At 73.7% G+C, this 12,382-nt stretch carries 15 protein-coding genes; 13 read left to right on the forward strand and 2 right to left on the reverse strand.

Annotation, left to right across the window (positions count from 1 at the left end; translation table 11 throughout):
* The first annotated feature begins 325 nt into the window (after positions 1-325).
* The 13 genes from ACFVUH_RS26365 to ACFVUH_RS26425 all read left to right on the forward strand — a co-directional run bounded on the left by ACFVUH_RS26365 (position 326) and on the right by ACFVUH_RS26425 (position 10,268).
* Positions 326-790 (forward strand): hypothetical protein, encoded by a 465-nt coding sequence (locus ACFVUH_RS26365; RefSeq protein ID WP_355364982.1) that lies wholly within the window; start codon positions 326-328, stop codon positions 788-790.
* A 90-nt stretch (positions 791-880) separates the two neighbouring features.
* Positions 881-1,336, forward strand: coding sequence for an ester cyclase (locus ACFVUH_RS26370; protein ID WP_355364979.1), 456 nt, complete (start codon positions 881-883; stop codon positions 1,334-1,336).
* Positions 1,337-1,398: 62 nt separating this feature from the next.
* The gene (locus ACFVUH_RS26375) at positions 1,399-1,731 is read left to right on the forward strand and encodes a TcmI family type II polyketide cyclase (RefSeq protein ID WP_355364976.1); all 333 of its coding nucleotides are present in this window, start codon (positions 1,399-1,401) and stop codon (positions 1,729-1,731) included.
* A 102-nt stretch (positions 1,732-1,833) separates the two neighbouring features.
* On the forward strand, positions 1,834-2,103 hold the full coding sequence (locus ACFVUH_RS26380; RefSeq protein ID WP_355364973.1) for an acyl carrier protein: 270 nt from the start codon (positions 1,834-1,836) through the stop codon (positions 2,101-2,103).
* A 2-nt stretch (positions 2,104-2,105) separates the two neighbouring features.
* Entirely contained in the window at positions 2,106-2,597 is a 492-nt protein-coding gene (locus ACFVUH_RS26385) for an SRPBCC family protein (RefSeq protein ID WP_387915676.1), read from the forward strand.
* Between the two features lie 5 nt (positions 2,598-2,602).
* The gene (locus ACFVUH_RS26390) at positions 2,603-3,031 is read left to right on the forward strand and encodes a cupin domain-containing protein (protein WP_355364967.1); all 429 of its coding nucleotides are present in this window, start codon (positions 2,603-2,605) and stop codon (positions 3,029-3,031) included.
* A complete protein-coding gene (locus ACFVUH_RS26395) occupies positions 3,028-4,314 on the forward strand; it encodes a beta-ketoacyl-[acyl-carrier-protein] synthase family protein (RefSeq protein ID WP_387915678.1) in 1,287 nt (428 codons plus the stop codon). The genes ACFVUH_RS26390 and ACFVUH_RS26395 overlap by 4 nt, the downstream gene beginning before the upstream one ends.
* On the forward strand, positions 4,311-5,546 hold the full coding sequence (locus ACFVUH_RS26400) for a beta-ketoacyl synthase N-terminal-like domain-containing protein (protein ID WP_387915680.1): 1,236 nt from the start codon (positions 4,311-4,313) through the stop codon (positions 5,544-5,546). Before ACFVUH_RS26395 ends, ACFVUH_RS26400 begins: the two co-directional genes overlap by 4 nt.
* 33 nt (positions 5,547-5,579) lie before the next feature.
* Positions 5,580-5,945, forward strand: coding sequence for an antibiotic biosynthesis monooxygenase family protein (locus ACFVUH_RS26405; protein WP_355364958.1), 366 nt, complete (start codon positions 5,580-5,582; stop codon positions 5,943-5,945).
* Positions 5,946-5,949: 4 nt separating this feature from the next.
* Positions 5,950-7,377 carry an FAD-dependent oxidoreductase gene (locus tag ACFVUH_RS26410; protein ID WP_387915682.1) on the forward strand — a complete coding sequence of 476 codons (1,428 nt, stop codon included), beginning with the start codon at positions 5,950-5,952 and terminating at the stop codon, positions 7,375-7,377.
* An 80-nt stretch (positions 7,378-7,457) separates the two neighbouring features.
* Complete coding sequence (locus ACFVUH_RS26415; protein WP_355364953.1) at positions 7,458-7,856, forward strand: nuclear transport factor 2 family protein; 399 nt, start codon at positions 7,458-7,460, stop codon at positions 7,854-7,856.
* Between the two features lie 34 nt (positions 7,857-7,890).
* Positions 7,891-9,069 (forward strand): RCC1 domain-containing protein, encoded by a 1,179-nt coding sequence (locus ACFVUH_RS26420; protein WP_387915683.1) that lies wholly within the window; start codon positions 7,891-7,893, stop codon positions 9,067-9,069.
* Positions 9,070-9,218: 149 nt separating this feature from the next.
* Positions 9,219-10,268, forward strand: coding sequence for an ArsR family transcriptional regulator (locus ACFVUH_RS26425; protein ID WP_355364947.1), 1,050 nt, complete (start codon positions 9,219-9,221; stop codon positions 10,266-10,268).
* Positions 10,269-10,447: 179 nt separating this feature from the next.
* Here ACFVUH_RS26425 and ACFVUH_RS26430 read toward each other — a convergent pair whose 3' ends face one another.
* The gene (locus ACFVUH_RS26430; RefSeq protein WP_387915685.1) at positions 10,448-11,200 is read right to left on the reverse strand and encodes a GNAT family N-acetyltransferase; all 753 of its coding nucleotides are present in this window, start codon (positions 11,198-11,200) and stop codon (positions 10,448-10,450) included.
* A gap of 170 nt (positions 11,201-11,370) precedes the next feature.
* Positions 11,371-12,216, reverse strand: a complete 846-nt coding sequence (locus ACFVUH_RS26435) for an SDR family NAD(P)-dependent oxidoreductase (RefSeq protein WP_387915686.1) — start codon at positions 12,214-12,216, stop codon at positions 11,371-11,373.
* Positions 12,217-12,382: the final 166 nt, after the last annotated feature.

Here is a 12,382-nt window from a genome sequence, read left to right on the forward strand (position 1 = left end):
CCCGCTCGCACCGTAGGGTGCGGTCGGTGGGCGCGTCAACACGGCCCGGCGGTCGGCTGGTTGGTGCAACGAACGGACTGGGCGAACCGCCCGGGACGGCCGGGATTCGGTCCGTGGGCGGCCGGGCGACGTCCCAGCCCGGTGGAGACGGATGCCTCCTGACACTGGGACCGCCCGGCGGCAAGGATGAGGCGGCGGGGCGCCCCGGGGGCCGAGATGCCCCGGTCCCCGGGGTCCCGCTCTCTCGAAGTGGGCGACCCCGCCCCGGTCCGCCGCACCGTCGCGGTGGACGTCCCGCGATCCCCGATCGATTCGAGGAATCGATATGAAGGACATGAAGGACAACACGGACACCTGGCTGGTGACGTCGTCCAGCGTCCAGCTCGGCACCTTGTGGATCATGAAGACCTCGATCCTGCCGATGCTGAACTCGCTGCCCTACGACCGGTACGTGAACACCTGCCAGCTCATCGACATGCACGTGTTCCACCCGATCGCCTTCTGGAACGGCCTCGCCACCGCCGCCGTCGGCGCGACCAAGGCGGTCCGTTCGGAGAACAAGGTGGCCAAGGTGCTGTACGCGGCCGGCACCGTCGGCATGGCGACCGTCGCGGTCGCCTCCGAGGGCGTCAACCGCCCGATCTGGCGCCAGATCGAGCGCTGGAGCCCGTACCGCGACAGCGACGCCGCGTGGCGCGGCAAGCGCCGCCGCTGGCACCTGGCGCACGAGACCCGGACCATGGGCGCGATCGGCGCCGCGGCCTGCTTCGTGCTCGCCTCGCTGCTCTGACCCGATCCTCCAGCCGCTCCCTCCGTCCCCGGACCCGCCCCCGCCCCCGGCCGTGTGCCGGCCGGGCCGTCCGCCGAGAAAAGGACTGTCATGACCTCGTCCACCGAGAGTGCGGTGGAGGCCAACAAGGCCCTCATCCGCGACCTGACCGAGCGGGCGTTCAACGACGGCGACCTCGCCGCCATCGGCGACCGCTTCGCCGAGGACTACGTGGTGCACGCCCCCGGCCTGCCCCCGATGCCGCCCGGCCCGGACTCCTTCCGCCAGGCCGTGCTGCTCTGGCGCAACGCCTTTCCGGACGTCCATGTGACCGTCGAGGACGTGGCCGGCGACGGTGACCGCGTCTACGCCCGGTTCACCACCCGCGGCACCCACCAGGGGCAGCTGTTCGACATCCCGCCCACCGGCAAGCCGGTCACCGTGCACGAGATGTCGTGCCACCGGGTCGTCGACGGCCGGGTCGTCGAGTCCTGGATCGGCGACAACGTGCCCCGGATCCTGCTCGACATCGGCGCCATCCAGCCGGTCGGCCGCCCGCAGCACTGAGCGGCCCGCGGCCTCACGGCCCAGCAGCCCCAACCACCCGAACCAGCCCGAGGGGAGTCCGCATGCACCGCACCCTGATCATCGCCCGGATGGTGCCCGGAGCGGAGGGCGACGTCGCCCGCGTCTTCGGCGAGTCGGACGAGACCGAACTGCCCCGGCTCGCCGGCGTCACCCACCGCTCGCTGTACCTGCTCGGCGACGCCTACGTCCACCTGCTGGAGACCGACGACCCCGGACCGGAGGCGGTCGAGGCCGCCCGCCGGCACCCGGAGTTCGGCCGGGTCAGCGAACGGCTCACCCCGTTCATCTCCCCCTACCTGCCCACCTGGCGTTCGCCGCAGGACGCGGTCGCCCGGTGCTTCTACACCTGGGAGCCCGGCAACGGCGGTCGCTGAGCCCGCCCTCCGTCGGCGGCGCCGGCCGACCCGGGGCCCGTTCACCCCGGCCGGCCGTGCGGCCCAGGAGCAGTCCCTACACCGGAGAAAAGAGGCAGCACCATGACCGACCACCAGGCCGGCGGGACGACCGTCGTCGTCACCGCGGCGGAGATCGAGAACGTCCTCATCACCAGCGCCGGCGCGGCGCCGGACGTCTTCGAGGGTTCCCGGCACGTCCCCCTGGAGGAGCTCGGCCTCGACTCGCTCGCCGTTCTCGAGCTGGAGGCGGTGATCGCCGACCGCTACGGCCTGAAGGTCCCGGACGGCGCCGTCGCCCTCAGTGTCGACCAGATCGTCGCCGAGCTTCAGACCGCCGGGGCGGTGGGCTGAGGATGGCCGGGCACACCGAGAACAGCATCGTCATCCAGGCCCCGCTCAAGCTCGTCTGGGACGTCACCAACGACGTCGCCGGCTGGCCGGAGCTGTTCACCGAGTACGCGTCCGCCGAGATCGTCGAGCGGCGCGGCGAGACCGTCCGCTTCCGGCTCACCATGCACCCGGACGAGGAGGGCCGGATCTGGAGCTGGGTCAGCGACCGCACCGTCAACGTCGCCGACCGCACCGTCCACGCCCACCGGGTGGAGACCGGCCCGTTCGCCTACATGCAGATCCACTGGCGCTACGAGGAACTGCCCGGCGGCGGCACCCGGATGACCTGGATCCAGGACTTCGCGATGAAGCCCACCGCCCCGGTCGACGACCAGGGCATGACCGACCGGCTGAACACCAACTCGCCCGTCCAGCTGGAGGTCATCAAGGCCAAGGTCGAGGCCCTCGCCGCCGACCCGAACGCCGCCGACCCGAACACCGCCGAGAAGGAGTGAGCACCGTGGCCGCCAGGAACATCCGCATCATCGCCGCCGACGACGTCCCCGCCAACCGCAAGCGCGGCGGCGAGACCCGCGCGGTGCTCTCACCCGGCACCGTCGGCTCGACCTCCGGCTTCATGGGGATCGCCCGGCTCCAGCCGGGGGAGCGGATCAGCGAGCACTACCACCCGTACAGCGAGGAGTTCCTGCTCCTCATCCGCGGCGAGCTGACCCTCGACCTCGACGACAAGCCCTTCGAGCTGTTCGCCGGCCAGGGCCTGGTCATCCCCAAGGACGTCCGGCACCGGCTGCGCAACACCGGCTCCGAGGAGGCCTTCGCGGTCTTCCACCTCGGCCCGCTGGCACCGTCCCCCGAGCTCGGCCACGTCGACACCGAGGACGGCCCGGGGACCACGGCGGACGCCCACATAGTGCTGGGGGAACGATGACCGCCTTCCCCGCCACGGGCGCCCGCCGGGTGGTGGTCACCGGGATCGGCGTGGTGGCGCCCGGCGGCACCACCCGGGAGACCTTCTGGGACCTCATCACCTCGGGCCGCACCGCGACCCGCCGGATCTCCGCCTTCGACGCCTCGGCGTTCCGCTCGCAGATCGCCGCCGAGGCCGACTTCGACGGCGCCGCCGCCGGACTGACCCCGCTGGAGCTGCGCCGCGCCGACCGCTACGTGCAGTTCGCGCTCGCCGCCTCCCAGGAGGCGGTGCTGGACGCCGGCCTGGAGCTCGACGAGCGCACCCGGGAGGCCACCGGCGTGGTGCTCGGCTCGGCGGTCGGCGGCACCATCGTCCTGGAGGACGAGTTCGTCGTCGCCAGCGACTCCGGCCGCAACTGGCTGGTGGACCCGGACGTCACCAGCCCGTTCCTCTACCAGGGCCTGATCCCCAGCAGCCTGGCCGCCGACGTGGCGGTGCGGCACGGGGCGCACGGCCCGGCGGTGGTCGTCTCCACCGGCTGCACCTCCGGCATCGACGCCATCGGCCACGCCTACCAGCTGCTGCTGGACGGCGAGGCCGAGGTGATGATCACCGGGGCCTCGGACTCGCCGATCTCCCCGGTCACCGTCGCCTCCTTCGACGCCATCAGGGCCACCACCCCGGACAACGACGACCCGGAGCACGCCTCCCGGCCGTTCGACCGGGACCGGCACGGCTTCGTGCTCGGCGAGGGCTGCGCGGTGCTCGTCCTGGAGGAGCTGGAGCACGCCCGCCGGCGCGGCGCCCGGATCTACTGCGAGGTGGTCGGCTACGCCAACCGCGGCAACGCCTTCCACATGACCGGCCTGCGCCCGGACGGCCTGGAGATGTCCGAGGCCATCAACGACACCCTGCGCCAGGCCCGCTTCAACCCCGAGGACGTCCGCTACATCAGCGCCCACGGCTCCGGGACCCGCCAGAACGACCGGCACGAGACCGGCGCCTTCAAGCGCTCGCTCGGCCACGCCGCCTACGGGGTGCCGATCAGCTCGATCAAGTCGATGGTCGGCCACTCGCTGGGCGCGATCGGCGCGATCGAGATGGCCGCCTGCGCGCTGGCCGTCGAGCGCGGGGTCGTCCCGCCGACCGCCAACTGGCAGAACCGCGACCCGGAGTGCGACCTCGACTACACCCCCAACACCGCCCGCGAGGTGCGGGTGGACGCGGCGCTCTCGGTCGGCAGCGGCTTCGGCGGCTTCCAGTCCGCGATGCTCTTCGCCAAGCTGGGGAGGGGCCGATGAGCACACGGCGCGCGGTCATCACCGGCATCGGCGTGGTCGCGCCGAGCGGCATCGGCAGCGAGGCGCACTGGAAGACGGTCTGCGGCGGCGAGAGCCGGATCGGCCCGATCACGCTCTTCGACGCCGGCCCGTACGAGACCACGCTGGCCGGCGAGGTCCCGGACTTCGACGTCAACCGCTACGTCGAGCGCCGGCTCCAGGTGCAGACCGACCGGTGGACCCACCTCGCCTACGCGGCGGCCGAACTGGCCCTCGGCGAGGCCGAGCTGGACCCGTCCACGGTCGAGCCCTACAAGCTCTCGGTGGCCCTGGCCAGCTCCTCCGGCGGCAACCAGTTCGGCCAGCGCGAGCTCCAGCGGCTCTGGCAGCCGGACACCTCGCGGACCGTCGGCGCCTACCAGTCCATCGCCTGGTTCTACGCCGCGACCGTCGGGCAGCTGGCCATCCGGCACCAGGCCAAGGGCCCGTCCAGCGTGCTCGTCTCGGAAGGCGCCGGCGGCCTGGACTCGCTGGCGCACGCCGCCCGGCTGATCCGCCGGGGCGCCGACGTGGTGCTCGCCGGCGGCACCGAGGCACCGCTCGGCCCGTACGCGCTCGCCTGCCAGCAGCGCAGCGGCCGGCTGTACACCGGCACCGACCCGGCCGCCGCCTACCTGCCGTTCGACGAGCGGGCCGGCGGTTACGTGCCCGGCGAGGGCGGCGCGGTGTTCATCGTCGAGGACCTGGAGCACGCGCTCGCCCGCGGCGCCAGGATCCGCGCCGAGATCGCCGGCTGGGCCGCCACCCAGGACGCCGTCGCCGCCACCCGGACCGCCACCGGCTCGGTCCGCCAGTACGCCCGCGCGCTCGGCACCGCGGTCGAACGGGCCGGCCTCACCCCCGGGGAGGTCGACGTCGCCTTCCCCGACGCGGTGGGCGTGCCCGGCTACGACCGCACCGAGGCGCAGGCGCTGCGCGCGGTGTTCGGCCCGGCCGGCCCGGCCGCCGTCACCACCCAGAAGCCGCTCACCGGCCGGCTCTACCAGGGCGGCAGCGCCCTGGACGCGGCCACCGCCGTGCTCGCCATGGACTACGGCCTGATCCCGCCCTCGGCGGGCCCGGCCCGCCCGGCGGACGGCTGCGACCTGCCCTTCGTCCGCGAGGAGCAGGCCACCGAGGTGCGCACCGCGCTGATCGGCGCCCGCGGCTTCGACGGCTTCAACAGCGCCGTCCTGCTGCGCGCCCACGGCTGACCCGATCACCCACCGACCCGGAAGGAGACCGCCATGCCGGTCGTCGAGGGCGCGGCACAGGGCCGCGTGCTCTTCCTCATCACCGTCAAGGAGGAGCGCCGGGAGGACTTCCTCGCGGCGTACGAGCAGATCCGCCACCTGGTCGCCGAGGGCGTCCCCGGGCACCTGCGCGACCAGGTCTGCCAGTCCTCCACCGACCCGGAGCAGTGGCTGATCACCAGTGAGTGGCGCTCGCTGGAGGACTTCGTCGCCTGGGAGCGGACCGAGGAGCACCGGGACCTGGTGCGCCCGATGCGCGAGTGCTTCAGCGAGGCCAGGTCCATCCGTTTCCACATCAAGGCCGAGACCTCGCGGGACACCCCGCGGGCGGGCCTTTCCACTGCTACCACCGCGGGGTGAGGTCATGACACGGACAGTGATCATCGGCGGCAGCGTCGCCGGCCTGGTGGCCGCGCTGGCGTTCGCCGACCTGGGGCACGACATCACGGTGCTGGAGCGGGACGCCAACGAGGCTCCGGACACCGTCGACGACGCGCACGGCGACTGGCAGCGGCCGACCGTGCCGCAGCTGCACCACTCGCACGCGTTCGGCTCGCTCGGCACCAACCTGCTGCGCGACCGGCTGCCGTCCGTCTACCAGGCGCTGGTCGGGGCCGGCGCCCGGGAGATCGAGCTGGGCAGGGCCATGCCGCCGACCCTGGCCGACAAGACGCCGCACCCGGCCGACGCCGAGCTGCGCATGCTCGGCAGCCGGCGCACCACCTTCGAACTGATCCTGCGGCAGGAGGCGCTGCGCAAGCCCGGCATCTCCTTCCGCCGGGGCGAGACGGTGCGCGGCCTGACCGTCGCCGACCGCGGACCGGCCCGGGTGACCGGCGTGGTCACCAAGGACGGCCGCACCGTCGGGGCCGACCTGGTGATCGACGCCAGCGGCCGCCGCTCGCAGGGCCACGAGTGGCTGCGCGAGCACGGCCTGGCCGAGCCCGAACTGGTCGCGCACAGCGCCGACATCACCTACTACACCCGCTACTACCGGGCGCTCGGACCGCGCCCGGTGGGCCCGCTCAACCGCGGCTTCGGCGCCGGCGGGCTCTGGGACCACTACACCGGCGTGATGTTCCTCGGCGACAACAACACCTTCGCCATCTCCTTCGGCATCCTGCCGGACGACGCCGAGCTGAAGCAGATGCGCGCCGAGGACGTCTTCACCGCGGTGGTCCGGGCCACCCCGCTGCTCGCCCCCTGGGTGTCGCCGGAGGCCTCGGTGCCGATCTCGCCGGTGCACGCGATGGGCGGCCTGGACAACTCGCTGAAGCTGTACGGCCAGGACGCGCAGCCGGTGCCCGGCTTCCTGCCGGTCGCCGACGCGGTCTGCACCACCAACCCCTCGTTCGGCCGCGGCGTCTCGCTGGCCATCGCGCACGTGCTCGGGCTGGCCGACCTGGTGCGCGAGCACCCGGAGCCGGACGCCGAGCAGGCCGCGCTGGCGGCCGGCCTGGCCGGGCGGACCTTCCGCCCGTGGTTCGAGGACGCCGTCCGCAACGACGCGGGCCGCGCCCGGCTCTGGCGGGCCACCGTGGCCGGCCAGCAGCTGCCGCCGCTTCCGCCGGACGTGCTCACCTTCGGGACGGTCGCCGAGGCGGCCGCCACCGACGAGGTGGTCTGGCGCCGGCTGGTCCGCACCATGATGTCGCTCGACAACCCGGCCGGCCTGTACGAGGACGAGGAGATCCGGCTGCGGGTCAAGCAGGCGGTCGCGGGCTCGCCGCCGCCGTTCCCCGCCCCGGACCGGGCCACCCTCGTCGACATCGTCCGCCGCGCCGCGGTCTGACGCCCCGTCGGAAACCGGTTCCGCCGGAACCCCTTTCGGTACCGACCAGCCCCGCACCGCACCAGCACAGGAGGAGAGTCATGAAGGTCGTCGACCACCCGAACGCCAAGCTCATGGAAGCGGTCTACGCCGCCTTCACCGTGGGCGACGTGCAGAAGGCGGCCAGCTACTGGACCAAGGACTGCGTGCACTACTACCCGGGCACCAGCGAGCTGTCCGGCGCGCACGAGGGCATCGAGTCCGCGCTGGCCTTCGCCGGCCGGATGTTCGAGATCTGCCAGGGCCGCATCCAGATGGAGATCCACGAGATCGGCGCCAGCGACTCGTTCGCCTTCGCCACCGTGTTCACCCGCTACGAGCGCGAGGGCAGGAGCCTGGAGATGCCCTTCGTCAACGTGGCGCGCATCCAGGACGGCCTGATCGCCGAGTTCTGGACCTACCCCGAGGACCAGTACGCCGTCGACCGGTTCTGGGCCTGACCGCCCCCCGACGATCGAGAGAGGTCGCATCACCATGGCAGGCATCATCAGCAGTTGGGGTGACAACACCAACGGCCAGCTCGGCGACGGCGGGACCGTCAGCCGGAGCACCGCGCAGGAGATCAAGGGCCTGGAGAACGTCGTCCGGGTGGCGGCCGGCAGCGGCCACGCGCTGGCCCTCACCGGCGACGGCGAACTCTGGGGCTTCGGCCGCAACGCCTTCGGCCAGCTCGGCGACGGCTCCACCGAGAACCAGGCCACCCCGGTGCGCACCGTCGGGCTGCCCGGCCGGGTCCGCGCGGCCGGCGCCGGCGGCGGCCACAGCGCCGCCCTGCTGGAGGACGGCACCGTCTGGGCCTGGGGCGCCGGCTTCTTCTGCGCGCTCGGCGAGGCCAACTTCGGCGTGCAGCCCGTGCCGGTCCGGGTCGAGGGCCTGGAGGACGTCGTCGACCTGGCGGTCGGCGGCGCCCACAACCTGGCGCTCAAGGCCGACGGCACCGTCTGGTCCTGGGGCCGCGACGACCGCGGCCAGCTCGGCGACGGGCCCGGCTCGACCCGTGAGGGCCGGATCGTCCGCTCCTACATGACCGCCTCCTTCGACTGCCGGCCGCGCCCGGCCGTCGTCGAGGGCCTGGAGCCGGCCGTCCGGATGAGCGCCGGCGGCGGCCACAGCATGGTCGTGCACGCCGACGGCACCGCCTCGGTCTGGGGCTTCAACGACCGCGGCCAGCTCGGCGACGGCACCACCGTCGACCGTGCCGCCCCGCAGAAGGTCGCCGGCCTGCACTCGGTCACCCAGCTGGTCGGCGCCTACCACCACACGGTGGCGCTGCTGGCCGACGGCACCGTGTGGGCCTGGGGTCTCAACGACGGCGGCCAGCTCGGCGACGGCACCACCGCCGACCGCGCGGTGCCGGCCCCGGTGCCCGGCCTGACCGGCGTCAAGGCGGTGGCGGCCAGCGGTGGCGGCACCGACGCGGCCCCCGGCAACGGCGGGCACGCGCTGGCGCTGCTGGCCGACGGCTCGGTGCGGGGCTGGGGCTGGAACAACTGGGGCCAGCTGGCCGCCGGGCAGGTCCAGATCGTCCCCACCCCGACCCGGATCGCGCTGGCCGGTCCGGCGGTGGGCCTCGCGGCCGGCGGCGAGATCCCGCCGACCAACAAGTTCATGGCGAACCCGGGCGGCGGCTTCGCCTTCGCCCTGCTGGGCTGAGCCCGGCCCCGTGCGAACGCCGGGCGGCCCCGGCCCGTCCAGGGCCGCCCGGCGCGGGCCCGTCCGGCCCGACCACCCATGACCGCTGACCCCTCGGGCCGGGGGCGCCCGTCCGCCCCGGCCCGGTCCCCGCAGGGAGGCCTCACCCCATGACCGCCGTTCCCCAGACCGCCCCTGCCTCGGCCGGCGCGGTGTTCCTCTCCGAATTGATGTTCCCGTCCACCCCGCGCTGTCTGGCCCTGGCCGCCGAGTTCAAGATCGCCGAGCTGCTCGCCGACGGCCCGCTGCCGGCCGCCGAGCTCGCCGAGCGCGCCGGGGTGGCCGCCGGCCCGCTCGCCAAGGTGCTCGGGCTGCTGAGCGAGGACGGCGTCTTCGAGGAGACCGAGCCCGGTGTCTTCGCCAACACCGCGCTGTCCGAACTGCTCCGCCCCGGTGTGCCCGGTTCGATGGACGCGATGGCCCGGATGGTCGGCGCCGAGTGGCTCTGGTCCTCCTGGGGCGCGCTGGACCACAGCCTGGAGACCGGCAAGCCCGGCTTCGAGAAGGTGCACGGCACCGCGCTCTGGCCCTGGCTGCAGCGCAACCCGGCCGCCGCCGCGACCTTCAACCAGGCGATGACCGACTTCACCGACGCACTCGCCGACGCCCTGGTCTCCGCGTACCCCGACTTCGCCGGGGCCGGCGCGGTCTGCGACCTCGGCGGCGGGCAGGGCACCTACCTGGCCGCGATCCTGAACGCCTACGAAGCCGTCGGCCGCGGCGTGCTGGCCGACCTGCCGAGCGTGATCGAGCAGGCCCGCACCCAGCCGGACGTCGCCAAGCTGGCCGAGCAGGGCCGGCTGGAGTTCCAGCCGGTCGACTTCTTCGCCGGGGTCCCGGCCGGGATCGGCACATACGTCACCAAGCAGGTCTGGCACTCCTGGCCGGACGAGGCGCTGGTGCGGCTGCTGCGCCGGTGCCGCGAGGCCTCGCCGGGCGCCCGCTTCGTCGCGGCCGAGCTGGTGCACCGCGAGGGCGTGCCGCGGTTCGTGAAGAACTTCGACCTGGTCATGCTGGTGACCATGAGCGGTGAGGTGCGGACCGAGGCGCAGTTCGCCGAGGTCTTCCGGCGCGGTGGCTACCGGCTGAACCGGGTGGTGTCGACCGGGACGGCCTTCTCGCTGCTGGAGGCCGTGCCGGACCCCGACCCGCTGGACTGACTCGGCGGAGCGGCCGGCGGCCCAACCACCGGCCGGAACGGCGCCGGCCCGGGCCCCGGAATTCCCGGGGCCCGGGCCGGTTCCCCGGCCGCCCCGGAAAACCCGGAAAACTCGGAAAAGGGGCCCGGATCCTTCCTGGATCCGGGCCCGTGGGTGTTTTTCCGGGAAATCCCCGGGGATCAGTCGAAGCGGTATTCCGAAAGGCCCCCGACGGGCCGGAAGCCGAGCGACGTGAAGAGCCCCTGGACGGCCGTGTTGGCCTCGCCGAGCACCGCCAGACCGGTCAGCCCGTCCGCACGTTGCCCGGTCACCGCCTCGGCGAGCAGGGCCCGGACGTAGCCGCCGCGGCGGGCCTCGGGCCGCGAGTACACCGGGTTGTAGCGCACCACCCCGGCGACGGCGGCGGTCCGGCCGACCGCGGCGACCGGCTGCCCGTCGTCCTCCCAGACCCGCAGCAGGCCGCCGGCGATCTGGCCCTGGACCGAGCGCCGGGCGATCTCCCGGCTGAGCCGGGCGCCGTGCGCGGCCTCCAGGCACCAGTCGGTGAGCAGCTCCAACTCCTCGGTCCTGGCGGCCCGGGACCGCCCGGACGGGGCGGGCCGTTCGTTCGGCGCGGCCGGACCGTCCAGGCACAGCACGAGTTCGCGCCGGTCCGCCCGGGCCGGGCGGCCGGTGGTCCTGGACCAGGCCTCGGCGAAGGCGCCGGACGCCGGGTCCGAGCCGATCACGCCGGGCAGCGGGTCGGGGCCGGCGCCCAGCTCGGCGCCCAGGGCGGCCGCGGCGGCGGCCGGCATGCCGCTCAGCACGACCAGGTGCGGGGGAGTGAAGGCCGCCGCGCCGACCACCGGGCCGCCGTCGGACGCGGGGTCCTCGATGCGGCTCCAGTTGGTCGGCGGGGCGGTCGGCGGCCGGAATTTCGCCGCTGCCAGCATGGTCAGCAGGATGGAATTCTCGACCGGGTTGCCAGCAATCCACTCACCGGTTTCGGATATGAACTCTTCGGTGTTCCTTGTGGTTTTCACGAGCATATCGAAAAAATACTCGGAGGGTGGATTGCTGGCAATGGGTGGTACGCCGGGAACCGCCCGTGGACGGTGTCGGGTCAGTTGGCGCCCGGGCGTCCGGCGCCCGGAGCGCCCCCCGGAGCGCCCTGGCCGGGGCCGCCCTGGCCCTGGCCCGGAGCGCCGCCGCCGGGCCGCCCCATCGTCCCGGCCGTGACGCCGGCCGTCATGCCGCCCTCCAGCCCGAACAGCGAGCCGGTGACGAAGCTGGCCGCGTCGCTGCCGAGGAAGACCACCGCGTTGGCGACCTCCTCCTCGGTGGCGATCCGGCCCAGCGCGGTGGCCGCCCCGGCCCGCTCCAGCGCACCCGGCTGGCCGCCGACCCGCCGGCGGAAGTCCTCGGTGTCCACCGGCCCGGTGATCAGCGCGTTCACCCGGATGCCGGCCGGGCCGGCCTCCAGCGCGGTGGCCCGGGTCAGGCCGACCACGCCGTGCTTGGCCGCGGTGTACGCGCCCAGGCCGAAGGCGGTGCCCTGGACGCCGGCGGTGGAGGCGTTGTTGATGATGCTGCCGCCGCCGTTCGCCCGCATGACGGCGATCTCGTGCTTGAGCGAGTGGTAGGTGCCGATCAGGTTGACGGCGATCACCTGGGTGAAGGCGTCCGCCGGGACCCGGTCCAGCGGGCCGAACGCCCCGCCGCCGCCCGCGTTGTTGAAGGCGATGTCCAGCCGGCCGTGTCGCTCGACCGTGGTACCCACCAGCCGGGCGACGTCATCCTCGACGGTGACGTCGGCGGCGATGAACTCCGCCTGTCCGCCCTTCTCGCGGATCCGCTCCACGACGGCGTTGCCCAGCTCGGCGCGGCGGCCGGAGACCACCACGTGCGCCCCCGCGGCGGCCAGGGCGGCGGCGGCGGCCGCCCCCATGCCCGAGGTAGAACCGGTCACGAGCGCGATCTTTCCCTGCAGTTGACTCATCGTTAGCTGCCCCTCCGGGCGGCCGGTGGTCGCCCTTGACGTTGGCCCTTGACGGCTAATTTTGATTGTATAGTCTATACGAATTCAAGCTTGGAGCAAGGACTCCGAGCCGGCGAGCGCCTCCTCGAGGAGTACC

This window comes from Kitasatospora sp. NPDC058032 (assembly GCF_042885845.1).
In the GTDB taxonomy this organism is placed as follows: Bacteria; Actinomycetota; Actinomycetes; order Streptomycetales; family Streptomycetaceae; genus Kitasatospora.